Origin of the sequence: Mycobacterium neumannii (assembly GCF_002245615.1) — a bacterium.
Lineage (GTDB): Bacteria > Actinomycetota > Actinomycetes > Mycobacteriales > Mycobacteriaceae > Mycobacterium > Mycobacterium neumannii_A.
The window spans coordinates 96,366-112,412 of the sequence record NZ_NKCO01000017.1 but is presented as its reverse complement, the minus strand read 5'-3'; the positions used below and the strand labels follow the sequence as shown (position 1 = coordinate 112,412).

The 16,047-nt window shown below is 67.9% G+C and carries 12 protein-coding genes and 2 pseudogenes; 2 read left to right on the top strand and 12 right to left on the bottom strand.

The genetic code is table 11. From position 1 onward, the window contains the following. Positions 1 to 120 precede the first annotated feature (120 nt). A pseudogene (locus CEX88_RS18865) lies at positions 121 to 357 on the top strand (DUF1707 SHOCT-like domain-containing protein); the annotation flags it as partial. Positions 358 to 368: 11 nt separating this feature from the next. Here the strand turns inward: CEX88_RS18865 and CEX88_RS18860 are convergent. The 8 genes and pseudogenes from CEX88_RS18860 to sfnG form a co-directional block, all read right to left on the bottom strand. After that, positions 369 to 2,351, bottom strand: a complete 1,983-nt coding sequence (locus CEX88_RS18860; RefSeq protein WP_094294630.1) for a VWA domain-containing protein — start codon at positions 2,349 to 2,351, stop codon at positions 369 to 371. Beyond that, positions 2,344 to 3,726, bottom strand: a complete 1,383-nt coding sequence (locus tag CEX88_RS18855; protein ID WP_066841634.1) for a sigma 54-interacting transcriptional regulator — start codon at positions 3,724 to 3,726, stop codon at positions 2,344 to 2,346. Before CEX88_RS18855 ends, CEX88_RS18860 begins: the two co-directional genes overlap by 8 nt. Before the next feature lie 92 nt (positions 3,727 to 3,818). Next, positions 3,819 to 4,478: a hypothetical protein gene (locus CEX88_RS18850; RefSeq protein ID WP_094294648.1), complete on the bottom strand. Its 660-nt coding sequence runs from the start codon at positions 4,476 to 4,478 to the stop codon at positions 3,819 to 3,821. A 51-nt stretch (positions 4,479 to 4,529) separates the two neighbouring features. Next, positions 4,530 to 6,095, bottom strand: a complete 1,566-nt coding sequence (gene purH / locus CEX88_RS18845; RefSeq protein ID WP_094294628.1) for a bifunctional phosphoribosylaminoimidazolecarboxamide formyltransferase/IMP cyclohydrolase — start codon at positions 6,093 to 6,095, stop codon at positions 4,530 to 4,532. Next, positions 6,092 to 6,721, bottom strand: coding sequence for a phosphoribosylglycinamide formyltransferase (purN, locus tag CEX88_RS18840; RefSeq protein ID WP_066841586.1), 630 nt, complete (start codon positions 6,719 to 6,721; stop codon positions 6,092 to 6,094). Before purN ends, purH begins: the two co-directional genes overlap by 4 nt. Before the next feature lie 10 nt (positions 6,722 to 6,731). Continuing rightward, entirely contained in the window at positions 6,732 to 8,174 is a 1,443-nt protein-coding gene (locus CEX88_RS18835) for a cell division protein PerM (protein WP_094294627.1), read from the bottom strand. Positions 8,175 to 8,245: 71 nt separating this feature from the next. After that, entirely contained in the window at positions 8,246 to 9,139 is an 894-nt protein-coding gene (locus CEX88_RS18830) for a DUF5336 domain-containing protein (protein ID WP_094294626.1), read from the bottom strand. Positions 9,140 to 9,191: 52 nt separating this feature from the next. Continuing rightward, positions 9,192 to 10,321 (bottom strand): annotated as a pseudogene (gene sfnG / locus CEX88_RS18825) (dimethylsulfone monooxygenase SfnG). A gap of 104 nt (positions 10,322 to 10,425) precedes the next feature. Here sfnG and CEX88_RS18820 point away from each other — a divergent pair. Beyond that, positions 10,426 to 11,274 carry an LLM class F420-dependent oxidoreductase gene (locus CEX88_RS18820; RefSeq protein WP_064399500.1) on the top strand — a complete coding sequence of 283 codons (849 nt, stop codon included), beginning with the start codon at positions 10,426 to 10,428 and terminating at the stop codon, positions 11,272 to 11,274. On the opposite strand, the gene modA is transcribed toward CEX88_RS18820, so the two are convergent. The 4 genes from modA to sucC form a co-directional block, all read right to left on the bottom strand. Further along, positions 11,275 to 12,018 carry a molybdate ABC transporter substrate-binding protein gene (modA, locus tag CEX88_RS18815; protein ID WP_238382114.1) on the bottom strand — a complete coding sequence of 248 codons (744 nt, stop codon included), beginning with the start codon at positions 12,016 to 12,018 and terminating at the stop codon, positions 11,275 to 11,277. A 19-nt stretch (positions 12,019 to 12,037) separates the two neighbouring features. Continuing rightward, entirely contained in the window at positions 12,038 to 13,576 is a 1,539-nt protein-coding gene (locus CEX88_RS18810; protein ID WP_094294625.1) for an acetyl-CoA acetyltransferase, read from the bottom strand. A gap of 186 nt (positions 13,577 to 13,762) precedes the next feature. Next, entirely contained in the window at positions 13,763 to 14,665 is a 903-nt protein-coding gene (gene sucD / locus CEX88_RS18805; protein WP_094294624.1) for a succinate--CoA ligase subunit alpha, read from the bottom strand. 12 nt (positions 14,666 to 14,677) lie between these two features. After that, positions 14,678 to 15,859 carry an ADP-forming succinate--CoA ligase subunit beta gene (gene sucC, locus CEX88_RS18800; RefSeq protein WP_094294623.1) on the bottom strand — a complete coding sequence of 394 codons (1,182 nt, stop codon included), beginning with the start codon at positions 15,857 to 15,859 and terminating at the stop codon, positions 14,678 to 14,680. Positions 15,860 to 16,047: the final 188 nt, after the last annotated feature.

The following is a 16,047-nucleotide window of genomic DNA, read 5'->3' as shown; positions in this document are numbered from 1 at the left end:
ATTCCTTTGCTCGAGTGACTTTGGACGGTCCCTCGAAGAATCACGCGATGACCTTCAATCACTCGGCTACGACACGCCGGTACCGCCGATCAGGTCCGACTCGTACACCACTCTGCTGGACGCAACCCCGACTTCACCTCACCGGAGGTGGAAATCCACTCGTACTCGATCTTCGGCGGCCAGACGATCCTGGTGCCGCCGGAGGTAAACGTCGACCTGCGTGGCGTCGGTGTGATGGGCACCTTCGACCGGTCCGTGGAGGGTGAGGGCTCGCCTGGCGCGCCGTGCGTGTGCATCCGCGGCTTCTCCCTGTGGGGCCGAGTCGGCGTCAAGCGCAAGAAGCGCAAGGCCACCTGATCCCACCGGCGTCAACGTCGTCGGCGAGACCTCAGATAGTCGCCGACAACCGCGGCGCCCAGCCCGTCGAGGTCGGGCACCACCACGCGGCCCTCCACCCGCCGCGCCACCTGGTCGATGAACCGGGCCAGCCCCGGATCGTTGCCCAGCCGGAAGATCGTCACCTGCGCGCCGAGCGCGGCGACCTCGTCGAAGCCCTTGACCGTGTGGGCGATCGTCCTCGGATGCGGCGGGTAATCGAAGAACACAGCAGAAGAGCGGTCGTCGTTCGCGCCGCGCTCCAAGTGTGCCGTCGGCTCCCCGTCGGTGACGACGAGCACCACCGGCTGGGCGTTGGAGTGACGACGCAGATGGCGCGCGGCCAACGAGAGCGCATGGTGCAGGTTGGTGCCCTGCTCGTACACGCCCTCCAGGCCGGTGAGCTCGGCGGCCGTCACGGTGCGGGCATAGCGTCCGAACGCGATGATCTGTAACGCGTCCGACCGGAACCGCGTGCTGACGAGATGGTTCAGCGCCAGCGCGGTGCGCTTCATCGGCAGCCACCTGTTCTCCATCACCATGGAGAACGACGTGTCGACCAGCAGCGCCACCGCCGCCTGGGTACGCGTCTCGGTCTCGGAGATCTCGACGTCCTCGACGGTGATCTGAATAGGTGAGGTCGGGCTCCGTTCTGGATTCCCGGCTTGCCGCAGCACCGCGTTGGTGAGGGTACGCGTCACGTTCCACGGCTCGGTGTCGCCGAACGCCCACGGCCGGGTCGCGCCCGTCAGCTCGCCGGCCGCGCCCGCCCTGCGGGTGTCACGCTCACCGTGTCTACCCGAAAGCTGTTGCGCCACATCGCGCAGCGCCGTCTGCCCGAGCTGGCGCATCGCCTTGGGCGACAGTCGCCACTGGCCATCGGACCCGCGGTCCAGGAACCCCTGGTCCATCAGCGCCCGTTCCAGCTCGGCCAGTGTGCGCGCATCGACGGCGGCGTCCTCCCCCAGCTGGCGGGCCAACATGTCGAGGTCGACATCCTCCATCGTGGCCCCGGCATAACTCTGCGACAGCGCCTCCGCCAACTGCTCGAGTTCGGCGATGTCGGCCATCGCCTGAGCGCCCTCACCCATGCCGAGCGGATTGTCCCCGGAGAAGTTCGACGAACCGCCCCAATCCTCCCCGGGCCGGGCCGCCTGCAGATGGGAGTCGAGGCGGTTCAGCGCGTTCATCAGGGAGGGGGAACCGAATGCCTGTTGCGCCAACGCATCCAGCTCCGCGCGCTGCTCGGCGCTCAGGCTGTTGCGGAAGCGCTGGGCGGCCGCTGCACGTTGGGCCAGCGAATCCAGCAGTTCGTCGACGTTGCGCGGGTTCTCCGGGAAGAACTCGCCGTGCTTGTTCATGAAGTCGTCGAAGTCTTCTTGGGAGTCCTCGCCCTTGGCATGCTTGTCCAGCAACTCGTTGAGGTCGTCGAGCATCTCGTTGACCCGCTGCCGGTCCTCGTCGGTCGCGTTCTCCAGCGCCTGCTTCATACCCGCGAACCGCTGGTCGAGCATCTCGCGGCCGAGCAGATCCTTGATCTGCTCGTACTTCTCGCGTCCCTCGGGGCTTCGCCATTCGTAGTCCGACAGCTCCTGGACGGCCTTGGCAGGCGACGGCGGCAGCGACTCGATGCGCATCTCGTTGAACCGCGCGTCGTCGTCGAGGGCACGCGCCAGCTCCTTGCGCTCGGCGAGCACCGCCTCGTCGAGGAGCTTCTTGACCTCGGCCAGTGTGCCGTCGAGGTTGTTGCGAGCCAACAACTCCCGGCGACGACGGTTGGCCTCGGCGGCGAGTTTGTCGGCGCCGCGCATATTCTTGGTGCCGCGGCGCAACATCTCCGACAGCGCGCGGCGCGGCGAACTGCCCTCCATCACGTCCTGGCCGATCTGCTCGAGTGCCTCGCGCAGATCGATCGGGGGCGCCAGCGGGTCGGGCCCGCCGGTGTATCGCGAATACCGCGAGATGTGTCTAGCCATAGGTCGTTTCGCCCTCGTCGGACACCTTGTCTATCCGCTTGGCCAGATACAGCGCCTCGAGGGCCAGCTCCACCGCGGCCGCTCGCTGCCCGTCGGACTTCGCGTCGAGCCGCTTCTGGATCTCGGCGATCGCGGGCACCTCCGGCACCGCGGCCAGCACCTCGCGCGCCGAGACCCGCTCACCGGTGGTGACGGCCGAGCCGTTCTCGATCGCGACCACCAGCGGTCCGACGTCGATGCCGCCGAGCAGGCGCTGCGCGGTGTCCGCGGTGGCCCGGCGCAGCAGGTGCTCGAGCACCGCCTGCTCGCGACCCTCCTCGCCGGACTCGAACTCGAGCTTGCCGCGCAGCACGTCGACGACCGAGCCCAGGTCGACCACGCGGGCCACCGGCTCCTGCTCCCCGAGCACCGCCGACCGGTGACGCGCGGCCGCGGCGACGGTCTCGGCCGCGGCGATCGCGAAGCGTGCCGAAACCCCTGAGCGCTGGTCGATCGACCGCGACTCGCGTAGATGACGGGCGAACCGTGCCAACACCTGGATCAGGTACTCGGGCACCTCGGCGGCCAGGTGCGCCTCTTGGGTGATGACGCCGACCTCCGCCTCGAGCTCGAGCGGGTAGTGCGTACGGATCTCGGCGCCGAACCGGTCCTTGAGCGGGGTGATGATCCGGCCGCGGTTGGTGTAGTCCTCGGGGTTGGCGCTGGCGACCACGAGGACGTCGAGCGGCAACCGCAACGTGTACCCGCGAACCTGGATGTCGCGCTCCTCCATCACGTTGAGCATCGACACCTGGATGCGCTCGGCGAGGTCTGGCAGCTCGTTGATCGCGACGATGCCCCTGTGTGCCCTCGGGATCAAGCCGAAGGCGATGGTCTCCGGATCGCCGAGGCTGCGGCCCTCCGCGACCTTGATCGGGTCGATGTCGCCGACCAGGTCGGCCACGCTGGTGTCGGGGGTGGCCAGCTTCTCGGTGTAGCGCTCGCTGCGGTGCCGCCACGCGATCGGCAGGTCGTCGCCCGAGTCCGCCGCGCGCCGGATGGACTCGGGGGTGATCGGGTCGTACGGGTGCTCGCCCAGCTCCGAACCCGCGATCACCGGGGTCCACTCGTCGAGCAAACCCGTCAGCGCGCGCAGCAGCCGGGTCTTGCCTTGCCCGCGTTCGCCGAGCAGCACCACGTCGTGGCCGGCGATCAGCGCCCGCTCCAGCTGCGGAATGACGGTGTCCTCGAAGCCGAGGATGCCCGGCCACGCGTCGCGTCCCTCCGCCAGAGCGGCCAGCAGGTTGTCCCGGATTTCTTGCTTGACGCCCCGCTCGCGATGGCCCGAGGCCCTCAGCTCGCCGACGGTGCGGGGTAGATCTTGGGGTTGAGTCACCACTCCAAGCTACGACTTGTCTCGCGAGCGTGCGGGTTTCCCATGCCTGCGGCGTTCACGTCCGCCCACTTCTGCACGCTCACCGCGGCGTCTCACCCCGCCGACGGCGGCAGAAGTTGGAACCCGTCGAGGATCGTCTGGCTGTCCCGCTGATACGTCGGGTCCTCGGGGACCAACGTCTGGACGGTCACGCTGACCGCGAAAGTCCGTCCTTCGGTGCGCATCACCGCGCCGAGCGCGACGGCCGGATGCGGCGCGACGTTGCCCATCACCGGCATCTGGTAGTCGAACATCCTGGCGGGCACGCCGCACACCGTGCCCCCGGTCTCGCGAACGTCCGTGGCGCCGATGCCCGACTCGAGCGCATCGCGCATGTTGGTGAAGATCAGGCCCGCGTCCTGCACACCGGGCGCGCTCTCGAGCGTCACCACGACGTTCGGCGTGAACCCCTGCGCGGTCAGGTCGTCGTTGCGCATGGCGAAGCGGATCAGTTCCGAATCCATCATTGTGGTCCGCTCCCACCCCGGCGGCGTCGGGATCCGCATCACCGGCTCGTTGTCGTTCTTGGCCGGGATCGTCGTCAATGGGTCGTCGACGGCCTCGCATTGCGACGAGTCGAGTGCCCCGGAATCGGCCGCCGCCGACAGGTCCTCACCCGCGACAGCGCGTGCGTCGTCCACGGTCCGCGTGCACGAGACCAGCACAAAGGTCGCCAGCAGCAGGGCGGCGGCGGTGCGCGACGCAGTGAACATGCTGTGCAACATAACCACCTCCCGCCGTCTTCGGCCGAGATCAACCAGACATCAGTGCGCGAAGTGCCGTGCACCGGTGAGGTAGAGCGAGATACCCGCTCTGGCAGCGGCTTCGGTGACCTGCTCGTCGCGCACGGAACCGCCCGGGTGGACGATCGCCTTGACGCCGCCTTCGGTCAGCACCTCCAGCCCGTCGGGGAACGGGAAGAACGCGTCGGAGGCGGCGACCGCGCCGCGTACCCGGTCGCCTGCCCGTTGCACCGCGAGCCGGGCGGCGTCGACGCGGTTCACCTGGCCCATGCCGACGCCGACGGTGGCGCCGTCCGCAGCGACGACGATCGCGTTCGACTTGACCGCCCGGCATACCCGCCACGCGAACTTCAGGTCCGCCAGGGTCGCCGGGTCGGCGGGCTCGCCGGTGGCCAGGGTCCAATTGAGCGGGTCGTCGCCGTCAGCGGTGAACTCGTCGCGTTGCTGTACCAGCAGACCACCGCTGACCTGACGGAACTCGGTGCCGCCTGGCTGCGGTTCGGCGGCCACCAGCACCCGGATGTTCTTCTTACGGGTGAGTACGTCCACCGCGCCGGCTTCGTAGGCGGGCGCGATGATCACCTCGGTGAAGATGTCGGCGACGGTCTCGGCCATCTCGACCGACACCGCGGTGTTGGCCGCGATCACACCGCCGAACGCCGACAGCGGATCGCATTCGTGGGCTTTGCGGTGCGCGTCGGCCACCGACTGCGACGAGATCGCGATACCGCACGGGTTGGCGTGCTTGATGATCGCCACGCAGATCTCGGGGTGGTCGAAGGCGGCCCGCCAGGCAGCGTCGGCGTCGGTGTAGTTGTTGTAGGACATCTCCTTGCCGTGCAACTGCTCGGCCTGCGCCAGGCCCGGCCACCCGGCGTCGTCGCGGTAGAGCGCGGCCTGCTGATGGGGGTTCTCGCCATAGCGCAGCACGGCGTTGCGCCGCCACGTGCCGCCCACCCACGCAGGCAGCTTCTGAGCCGGCTCCTCCGGCGCGAGCACGGCACCCATCCAGGAGGCGACGGCGACGTCATATTCGGCCGTGTGCCGAAACGCCAGAGACGCCAGGATCTTTCGTTCGGCCAACGTGAACCCGCCGGAGCGCACCGCGGCGAGCACACCGTCGTAGCCCAGCGGGTCGACGACCACCGCGACGCTGGGGTGGTTCTTCGCGGCAGCCCGAACCATCGACGGACCGCCGATGTCAATCTGCTCGACGCATTCGTCGATGCTCGCTCCGGAGGCGACGGTCTCGGCGAAGGGGTAGAGGTTGACCACGACGAGTTCGAAGGCCTCGACGCCGAGATCGGCCAGCGCCGAGACGTGTTCGGGCTTGCGCTGATCGGCGAGCAGTCCGGCGTGCACATGCGGGTGAAGGGTCTTGACCCGACCGTCGAGCACCTCGGGGAAGCCGGTGACCTCTTCCACGGGTGTCACCGGAACATCTGCGGCGGCAATGGTTTTCGCGGTCGACCCGGTGGAGACGATGCTGACCCCGGCCTCGTGCAGCCCGCGGGCCAGCTCGGCGAGGCCGGTCTTGTCGTAGACGCTGATCAGCGCCCGCCTGATCGGCCGCTTGCCCTCGGTCATCCCAATGTCGCCTTTCGTCCCGTCCAGGTCACACCGCGGACAGCCACCGCGGCCAGTATCTCGGCCAGAAGTCGCCGTTCGACGACCTTGATCCGTTCGTGCAGTGTCGCCTCGTCGTCGTCGTCGAGGATGGGCACCGCCTCCTGCGCCAACACCGGCCCCGTGTCGGTTCCCGCGTCGACCAGATGCACGCTGCAGCCGGTCACCTTGACGCCGTAGGCGAGCGCATCGGCCACCGCATGTGCGCCGGGAAAGGCGGGCAGCAGCGCCGGATGGGTGTTGATGATGTGGCCCATGAACCGCGAGAGAAAATGCGGCCCAAGGATTTTCATGAACCCAGCGGAGACGATCAGGTCGGGCTCGTAGGCGGCGGTGGCCTCGGTGAGCGCGGCGTCCCACGCCGCCCGGTCCGGGTAGTCGCGCAGTCGCACGGTGAAGGACGGAATCGAGGCGGCCGCGGCGATGTCGACGGCAGCGCAGTCGCGGTCCACGCCGACGGCGACGATCGATGCGGGGTATTCGCCCGCGGTGGCGTCCAACAGCGACTGCAGCAGCGAACCGGTCCCCGACGCCAGCACAACGACCCGCGCAGGAACCTTCGGCGGTACGCGGAGGGGTTGCTGCACGCCTGGCAGCCTAATGGGTGCCGGGCGGACCGTCGTCGTCCGCCATGAAGTGCTCTTCGGGGTCCTCGACCGTGTCGTTCGCGGTGTCGTTCGGCGGGTCCCCGGGGGTGTCAGCCTGGTCCGCGGCTTCGACGCCCGCATCAACGTCGGATTCGGCTTCGAGGGGCTCATCGCCGACGACCTCGGGCCCGGGTTCGGGTTCGGCGTCGTCAGATTCCAGTTCGGATTCGCGCTCCGCGGCTACTTCAGCCTCCACGTCGGACTCCGGGTCGACGTCGGGGTCAGCAGCGACGACCGCCTTGGGCGCCCGCGGCCTGCGGGCCACGCCGCCGGCCATCACCACCGTCAACGCGCCGATTCCGGCGAACCACAGGAACACCGCGGGCCCGAACGTCGTCTGATCGACGCCGACGTCGCCGAAGTTGCCCAGCCGTCCTCCGCCGGCGTAGCCGAGAAGCGCCATGGCGAGTGCGGCCAGCGCCGACGCGACGAGCAGTTTGCCCATCGCCGGGCCCAGCGGAAGCGGACGTCGCGCGCACTGCTGCCCGACCGCCACCGCCGAGGCCGCCGCGACGATGAGCAGCGCCACCCACACCGGGCCCAGCGGCGGCGAGGGCACCGCCGCGAGCACCGGCAGCGCCGGAATGTCGCCGCCGAAGACGGTGAAGGAACTGAAGGTGGCGAGCCCGACGTGTGCGCTCGACCCGACCGCCACCGCGGCCGTTCCGATCAGCACGTTCGGGATGTACAGCACCGACAGCACGGTCAGGCTGAACTGGCCGAACATCGAGTCGGTGATCGAGTAGAGCTCGTCCATCGTCGACCAGTGCACAACCAGCGAACCCGCCATCACCACACCCGACAGGCCGACGAGCGCGAGCACACCCGCGACCGCAGCGCGGAGCGCGTCGGGCAGCCAGGCGGGCAGTGAGGCATGACCCGAGGTCGGGGCCATCAGCCGCGCGCCGATCCGGGACCCGACGCCGACCACCGCGCCGATCGCGTGTACGGCCAGCACGCCGCCGAAGGCGCGCAACGCGTGCGGGGTCTGCAGTTCGGTGAGCACCGAGGCGGCGTCGTGGACGACGGCCAGCGCGATCGCGGCGATCAGCAGCGGCCCGCCCAACGCCGAGGCCACCACCCACCGCGTCACGAACCACGAGGCGTTCGGACTGGTCGCCGCCGCGGTGGTGCGCGCAGTGCCCCACACCATCGCCAGCGCGGGCATCAGCGGCAACACCCCGAGCTCGGCGCCGCCAATGGACACCGGCACCAGGTGCACGCCGAGCCACATGCTCGCGGTCGCGCCGAGGGCGCCGGTCATGTCGCTGTTGGCGATCAGCAGTTGCAGCAACACGATCGCCGCGATGACGACAAGCGCCACCAACGACGGCCCGAACGCGACCCGAAGCAGCTCACGCGCCTGGCGTGCGCCGACTGGCCGTTGATCCACTGGTTGAGCCGCTCCTGTGTCAGGCTGCCGTGCGGCGGTGACGCACGCGCGGCTCAGACTACTGGCTCACCTCAGGAAGGCGGCGGACCTGACTGCGAGGAAGACGACGGTTGCTCAGGGTTCTGCGTCGTCGGTGAGGACGTCTGCGAAGACGACGGCGACGGCGGTTGACCGTACGCGGGGAACCCCGTCGGCGGCGTCGCCGGACCCTGCTGCCCCTGCGGACCCTGCTGCCCCTGCTGGCCGTGTTGCTGGGCTGCCGGGTAGCCGCCGGTCGACGGGCCGCCCGGATAGCCGCCCGGGTACGTCGACGGGTATCCCGGCCGCTGCTGCGGTCCGCCGTGGTGCTGCTGGCCCTGGCCCTGGTGACCGTAGTACGGGCCCGGTGCGCCGTACTGCTGATGCCCGTAGGACTGGTCGTACTTGGGACGCGGCGCAGGCGGAGTGATGACACCCGACTCGAACAGCAGCGCAGCCACCGCGATGATCGCCTGGAACAGCGAGAACGCGATGATCAGGTACAGGCCCCAATCGATCGCGGCGCCGCTGGGCCGGTTGATCACCTCGGCGATGATCAGGAGGAACGCGGCGACCGCCAGCACTGCGTACACCGACGTGTGGACGCCCTGCCTCGGCAGGAGCGCCGTTCCGGCGAGCAGGCCCGCGACGAGTGACGCCGCGACGGCGAGCACCAGACCGAACGAGCTTCCGCTGATGGTGCCCAGGCCCGGGAAATCCGACGCGGAGATCGTGAACAGGGGCGCAAAGCTCGCGAGGTACACCGCCAGTCCCAACAGCGCCACGGCGGCGGCCAGGTAGAGAGGCAGCTTGCTCGCGACGTCGGAAGCCGAGGATGAGCTCTCCGGCGTCCTGCCGAACTGCTGCGTCGGCGCGGAGAACTGGGTGGTCGGCTGCTGTGCTTGCGGGTATCCCGGGCTACCGGGTGGTCCTTGGGGGTACGACATGGCCTCTCCTGTGCTCGGGCGGGCTTTGAAAACCACGCTAGCGCACAGCGCGTTATGCAGAGACCAGCACCGGTTCACCCACGGTGTCCTGTTCGGCCTGTTCGATTTCGCGGACCAGCGGCAACACCTTTGCGCCGAAGTATTCGATCTCCTCCTGGAAGTGCAGGAAGCCGCCGAGGATCAGGTCGACTCCGCGTTTGCGATACGCCGCAATGCGTTCGGCGATCTGCTCGGGTGTGCCGATCAGCTGCGTGCGGAAGCCGTCGTTGTACTGCACCAAGTCCTCGAACGTCGAATCCGTCCACATGCCGCGCCGATCCCCGGTCGAGTTGCCCGCCTGTTGGACCGCGGCGCGGAATCCCTCCACCGCGGGTCTGTTGGCCTTGGCGACGATCTCCTTGAGCGTCTCCTTCGCCTCTTTCTCGGTGTCGCGGGCGATGATGAAGCCGTTGAGCCCGAACCGCACCTCACGGCCGACCGTGCGGGCGTGCCCGCGAACGTCGACGATCTGCTCGGTCACCCCGTCGTAGTCCTTGCCGTTGGAGAAGTACCAGTCCGCATACAGACCACCGTTGCGCCGGGCGGCCGTGGAGTACCGCCTTGGAACAGTTCGGGATTGGGCCGCTCGGGGGTGTTGAGCGGTTTGGGTTTGAGCGTGAAGTCGTGGATGCGGTAGAAGTCGCCGCGGAAATCAACGTCGTCCTCGGTCCAGATCTTGCGAAGCACTTGGAGGAACTCCGCGCTGCGCCGGTAGCGCTCGTCGTGCTCGAGCCACGGCTCACCGAGGTGGATGAACTCGTCTTTGAACCATCCCGACACGACGTTGACCGCGAACCGGCCGCCGCTGAGGTGATCGGCGGAGGCGCCGAGCTTGGCCAGCACCGCGGGCTGCCACAGCCCCGGATGCACCGCGGCGATCACCTTCAGTTTCTGGGTGGCCAGCAGCAGCGCCAGTGAGAAGCTGGTCGACTCGTGCTGGTACTCCGCGCCATAACTCGCCTCATAACGCACCTGACTCAATGCGTACTCGAACCCGTTGTTCTCCGCGGTCTGCGCCAATTTCGCGTTGTACTCGTAGTTCCAGTCGGTGCGCTGCTCGATATCGCTCGTCACCAGTCCGCCACTGACGTTGGGCACCCAGTAGGCGAACTTCACGTGATCGGCGATGCGTTCGGTCGTCATGGTCTGACATGACAACAGTGACCGGGTCTCCCGTCGCCGGTATCGCTCGCGGTGAGGGAAACCCGTGCTTGCCCCCCAGACTGAAACACGTTCTAATTCTGGGCATGGATTACGGGCTCGTTCTGTTCACCAGCGACCGCGGGATCACGCCTGCGGCGGCGGCCAAACTGGCCGATGACCACGGTTTCACCACCTTCTACGTGCCCGAACACACCCACATCCCGATCAAGCGGCAGGCCGCGCATCCGACGACCGGCGACGAGTCGCTGCCCGACGACCGCTACATGCGCACGCTCGATCCCTGGGTCAGCCTCGGCACCGCGGCGGCGGTGACCTCGCGGGTCCGGTTGTCGACCGCGGTGGCGCTGCCGGTGGAGCACGACCCGATCACGCTGGCGAAGTCGATTGCCACGCTGGACCACCTCTCCGGTGGCCGCGTGAGCCTCGGGGTCGGGTTCGGCTGGAACACCGACGAACTCGCCGACCACAATGTGCCGCCCGGGCGCCGGCGCACCATGCTGCGCGAATACCTCGAAGCGATGCGGGCGCTGTGGACCCAGGAGGAAGCCTCGTACGAAGGCGAGTTCGTCAACTTCGGGCCCAGCTGGGCGTGGCCCAAACCGATCCAACCGCACATCCCCGTCCTCGTCGGAGCGGCGGGCACCGAGAAGAACTTCAAGTGGATCGCCCGGTCCGCCGACGGCTGGATCACCACACCGCGCGACTTCGACATCGACGAGCCGGTCAAGCTGCTGCAGGACACCTGGGCGGGCGCGGGCCGGGACGGAGCACCGCAGATCGTCGCCCTCGACTTCAAACCCGACCCCGAAAAGCTCGCCCGCTGGGCCGATCTCGGTGTTACCGAAGTGCTGTTCGGCCTCCCCGACAAGTCCGAAGACGACGTCGCGGCGTACGTCGAACGGCTGGCGGGCAAGCTGGCCGCCCTGGTCTGATCAGGGTTTACCGAAGCCTGCCGCGCCGAGCACCCGCCGTCCCGCGTCGCCGGTCACCGCATCGACGAACACCGGGGCGAGGTCGCGCTGCGACGAATCCTCCAGCGTCGCAATGGGATAGACGTTGACGATATCGGTGGCCTCGGGTACGGGCACCGTGGTGACGCGTGCACCGGCGCCTCGGGCATCGGTGACATAGACGATTCCGGCGTCGGCCTGACCGCTCGTCACCTTGTTCAGCACGTCGGTCACCGAGGACTCCTCGCTCACGGGCGACAGGTCGACTCCCGCAGCCACTTCGACCCTCCGTGTCGCCGACCCGCACGCGACCTGAGGGGCACAGACCACGACGTTGATCCCGGGTCGAGCCAGATCACGTATCGTCCTGACCTCCTTGGGATTTCCCGCCGCTACCACGATCACCATGGTGTTGGACGCGAAGTTCACCGGGTCACCGGCGAGCAGTCCGGCGTCAGCGACCTTGTCCATGTTCACGGTGTCGGCGGAGGCGAACACGTCGGCGCGCGCGCCCTGCATCAACTGCGTGGCGAGGTCGGAGGAACCGGCGAAGGAAAACTTCACCCGAGTGCCGGGGTGGTCTTTTTCGAACTGCGCACCGATCTCGGTGAACGCTGCGTTCAGCGAGGCCGCGGCGAACACCATCAGCGAATCACGTTCGGACCCTTGCCCGCATCCGGTGGCCAGGGTCAAGAGCAGCGCGGCCAGAAGCGAGAGGGGCTTCACGACTGCTCCTCCCTTGTGGTCAGGCCAGGCTGGCGCGGTTGATCTTCTCCGCCGGACGCACGGTGATGGCCGCACCGAGCGGATCACCGTCCGACATCAACGCAACGAGATCCTCCTCCTCGGAGATCGCCAGGAATCGCGAGTTGTCCGATTCGAGTCTGCCGATGATGATCCCGGTGCGGACCGGCCAGTCGTAGCGAACGGAGTAGGTCTCGATCGTCGCGCGACCGTCGGCCCGCTCGGTCACCGGAACCTTCGGCAGTGCCGCGACGTCCGCGTCGAGCTTCTCGCTGTCGTTCGTCCGCCAGTCGACAGGCCGCGTGGAATAGATGCCGACCGAGTACTTGCTCATCGTGCCGCCGTTGGCTCCCACGAAGCCGAATCGTCCGGGCTGATCGCGCATTTGGGTGACGGTCTCGGCGATGGCGTGCAGCGAGTAGCTGTTCCCCGGGCCGCCGAAGTACGGCAGGCCGCCGGTCACCGTCAGGCCCCGCGGGTCGTCGCCGTCGATGCCCAGCGCCTCGCAGGCGACGTACACCGGGAAGGGAAAGCAGCTGTACAGGTCGAAGGTGGCGATGTCGTCGACACCGATCTGGGCCACCCGCAGCGCTTCTCGCACGGCGTGCACGGTCGCGGGGCTGGCGCCGAGGTCGACGCGGTCCAGCAGGTCCTGCTCGGTCAGGTCCGAATGCCCGTGCAGGTACACCCATTTCTCCTCGGGCACCCCGAGTCGGCGTGCGGCCGCCACCGACATCATGATCGCGGCGGCGCCCTGGTTGACCTGATCGCGGGCCACCAGGAGGCGGGGGTAGGGGTCGCAGATCATCCGGTTGTCATCGGTGACGGTGACGATCTCCTGCACCGACCGTTCGACCGGCGACGACGAAAACGGGTTCTTCGCAGCGACTTTCGACAATGGCGCGAACAGTTCGGCCATCTGCCTGCGGTATTCGGCGACGCCGAGTCCCAACCGGCTGCGACGCGCGTTGTCCAGCAGCCCGTATTGCACTGCGGCGCCGGTCAATCCGTGGGATGCGGTGTACTCGGTGAAGTACTTGTGGATCTGGTGCCCGCGGTCCTCGAGCTGACCCTCGACGTGTTCGGTGAAGTCGGGTTTGGTCTGTCCTTGTTCGGCGGCGCGGCGCCAGTAGCGAGCCGTCGAACCCGGTTCGGAGCCGATCACCATCGCCACGTCGAACTCACCCGCCGCGATGGCGCTGCCCGCCTCGGTGACGAGCTTCTGCGGCCCCTGCCCGCCGACCGGCTCGAGCACGACACGGGCCGGATCGCCGCCGACGCGTCCCATCACCGACCGCGGATAGTTGTTCGACTTGCCCAGCGTCGCGGGCATCGGCCCGGAGATCTCGAACTGGCGCAGCGCGTACACCGTCTCGATGGCCTGTGCGGCCGCCTTGGCGTCGAGCCCGGTGTCGGCGAGCGCGGCACGCACCGCCTCGGTCGCGAGGTCAACCGCCGACATGCCCCGATAGCCGGGATCGTCGATGCGCTCGGTGAACTGCCCGACGCCGACGATGACCGGGGTCCGGGAATCGACCATTACAGACCTCCTGACAACTGTTAGTTCGTCAGGCTAATCGAGCAGGAGAACGTGTTCCTAATCCTGCGGCACACTTCACACCCCGCGCAGGGCCTCCCACAAGCCGCGAGCGACCGCTTTTGCACACCAGACCGCGGCGTGTCGCGCACAAACACGGTCGCTCGCGCCAAAGAGTGGAGCCGCGCGCTACAGGCTCTGCAGGATCTCCCTGGCCAGGTTGGCGGTCTCCGACGGTGTCTTGCCGACCTTGACGCCCGCGGCCTCCAGCGCTTCCTTCTTCGCGGCGGCGGTGCCCGAGGATCCCGACACGATAGCGCCGGCGTGGCCCATCGTCTTGCCCTCCGGCGCGGTGAACCCTGCCACGTAGCCGACGACGGGCTTGCTGACGTTTTCCTTGATGTAATCGGCCGCGCGCTCTTCGGCGTCGCCGCCGATCTCACCGATCATCACGATGACCTTGGTGTCGGGGTCCTTCTCGAACGCCTCGATCGCGTCGATGTGCGTGGTGCCGATGACCGGGTCGCCGCCGATGCCGATGGCGGTCGAGAACCCGAAATCGCGCAGCTCGAACATCATCTGATAGGTCAGCGTGCCGGACTTCGACACCAGGCCAACCGGGCCCGGACCGGTGATGTTGGCAGGCGTGATGCCGGCCAGCGCCTCGCTGGGCGTGATGATGCCCGGGCAGTTGGGGCCGATGATGCGGGTCTTCTGCCCTTTCTCAACGTTGTAGGCCCACGCATACGCGGTGTCCTGCACCGGAATTCCCTCGGTGATGACGACCAGCAGCGGGATCTCCGCGTCGATGGCTTCGATGATCGCGTCCTTGGCGAACCTCGGCGGCACGAACACCACCGACACGTCGGCGCCGGTCTCCTTCATCGCCTCGGCGACGGAGCCGAGCACCGGCAACTCGACGTCCTTGCCGTCCTTGTCCTTGTGCGAGACCGTCGTGCCGGCCTTGCGGGCGTTGACACCGCCCACCAGCTGCGTGCCGGCCTTGAGCATCAGCGCGGTGTGCTTGGTGCCTTCGCCACCGGTGATGCCCTGGACGATGACCTTGGAGTCCTTGTTCAAAAAGATCGACATGAGGTGCGTCCCTTACTTGTTCGCCAGCTCGGCGGCTTTGTCGGCTCCGGAGTCCATGGTGTCGGCCTGAATCACCAGCGGGTGATTGGCCTCGGCCAGGATGCGGCGACCCTCTTCGACGTTGTTGCCGTCGAGACGGACCACGAGCGGCTTGTTGGCCTCGTCGCCGAGGATCTTCAGCGCGTTGACGATGCCGTTGGCGACGGCGTCGCACGAGGTGATGCCGCCGAACACGTTGACGAACACGCTCTTTACCTGCTCGTCGTTGAGGATGACGTCCAGACCCGCGGCCATCACCTCGGCCGAGGCGCCGCCGCCGATGTCGAGGAAGTTCGCCGGCTTCACGCCGCCGTGCTTCTCACCCGCGTAGGCGGTGACGTCCAGCGTCGACATCACCAGGCCCGCGCCGTTGCCGATGATGCCCACCGACCCGTCGAGCTTGACGTAGTTGAGGTCGTGCTCCTTGGCCTTGAGTTCCAGCGGATCGGTGGCGTCGCGGTCCTCGAACTCAGCGTGCTCGGGATGCCGGAAGTCGGCGTTGCCGTCGAGCGTGACCTTGCCGTCCAGCGCCAGGATCTGACCTGGATCGTCTCCACCGCGGGAGGGCGTGCGCACCAGTGGGTTGACTTCCACCAGCGTCGCGTCTTCGCCGACGAACACCTCCCACAGCTTGGCGATCGTCACCGCGGCGGCGTCGAGCACCTCCTCGGGCAGGTGGCCCTTCTTGGCGATCTCACGGGCGAAGGCCTCGTCGACGCCTTTGGTCGCGTCGACGGGGATCCTGGCCAGCCGGTCCGGCTTGGTGGCGGCGACCTCTTCGATCTCCATGCCGCCCTCAACCGAGCACATCGCCAGGTACGTGCGGTTGGCGCGGTCGAGCAGGAAGGAGATGTAGTACTCCTCCGCGATGTCGCTGGCCTCGGAGACCAGCAGTTTCTTGACGATGTGGCCCTTGATGTCCAGGCCGAGGATGTTCTGGGCGTGGGTGAACGCGTCGTCAGCGGTGGCCGCGTACTTCACGCCGCCCGCCTTACCGCGGCCGCCCGTCTTGACCTGGGCCTTGACCATCACCGGCTTGCCGATCTCCTCGGCGATCGCCTTGGCGTCCTCGGCGGTGTCGGTCACCCGACCGGGTGTGGTGGGCACGTTGTGCTTGGCGAAGAGCTCTTTCGCCTGGTATTCGAAGAGGTCCATTGGCTGTGGAACGTCCCTGTCTCTAGCGCGTCGATTGCGGAGTTGTTGGGCCGAAGGCTCGGTGGAACTTTATCCACACGCCCAGAACGCGTTGGCACCGCCCACCGCTCCTGTGGTAGATCTCACCAGCTCGGCTCAGTGATACGAATCACAATCTCCCGCGGAATAGGCTCTCGGCTTGCAGCCGT

What these genes read in the sequence shown, in the direction of transcription:
- purH (WP_094294628.1), bottom strand. Translation starts at nt 6,095, where the DNA reads ATGACCGAGGGCAAGCGGCCGATCAGGCGGGCGCTGATCAGCGTCTAC.
- sucC (WP_094294623.1), bottom strand. Translation starts at nt 15,859, where the DNA reads ATGGACCTCTTCGAATACCAGGCGAAAGAGCTCTTCGCCAAGCACAAC.
- CEX88_RS18850 (WP_094294648.1), bottom strand. Translation starts at nt 4,478, where the DNA reads ATGTTCACTGCGTCGCGCACCGCCGCCGCCCTGCTGCTGGCGACCTTT.
- CEX88_RS18830 (WP_094294626.1), bottom strand. Translation starts at nt 9,139, where the DNA reads ATGTCGTACCCCCAAGGACCACCCGGTAGCCCGGGATACCCGCAAGCA.
- CEX88_RS18820 (WP_064399500.1), top strand. Translation starts at nt 10,426, where the DNA reads ATGGATTACGGGCTCGTTCTGTTCACCAGCGACCGCGGGATCACGCCT.
- sucD (WP_094294624.1), bottom strand. Translation starts at nt 14,665, where the DNA reads ATGTCGATCTTTTTGAACAAGGACTCCAAGGTCATCGTCCAGGGCATC.
- CEX88_RS18860 (WP_094294630.1), bottom strand. Translation starts at nt 2,351, where the DNA reads ATGGCTAGACACATCTCGCGGTATTCGCGATACACCGGCGGGCCCGAC.
- CEX88_RS18810 (WP_094294625.1), bottom strand. Translation starts at nt 13,576, where the DNA reads ATGGTCGATTCCCGGACCCCGGTCATCGTCGGCGTCGGGCAGTTCACC.